This window comes from Salinimicrobium oceani (assembly GCF_012037645.1).
The window spans coordinates 1-327 of record NZ_JAAVJR010001318.1 but is presented as its reverse complement, the minus strand read 5'-3'; the positions used below and the strand labels follow the sequence as shown (position 1 = coordinate 327).

Genomic DNA, 327 nt, shown 5'->3' with positions numbered 1-327 from the left:
AAATATTTAGCTGTGAAGGCGACACCACACCTATTACAATTTCGGTAGATGTAGATGGCACAATATCAGAATATCTCTGGAGGAAGGACGGAATTCCGCTTTCTGATGGTGGTAATATTTCAGGAGCCACGACTGCAGAATTAACTATTTCGAATCAAATTTCTGAAGATTCAGGTAGCTATGATGTAGTGATAAGCAGTCCGGCTGAATCCTGCTCCCAAATAATTTCTAATCCGTCAGTTGTTACCGTAAACCCGTCACCAATTATTGAATCTATAGGGGAAAATATTGAAGTATGTTCTGTGAGTGAAGAGGTAAATATCACAG

General features: G+C 39.4%; 1 protein-coding gene. It reads left to right on the top strand.

Going from position 1 to position 327, the window contains the following annotated elements:
• Window positions 1–327 (top strand): immunoglobulin domain-containing protein (locus tag HC175_RS22005; protein WP_209310192.1); only part of this gene is annotated, 327 nt, incomplete at both ends.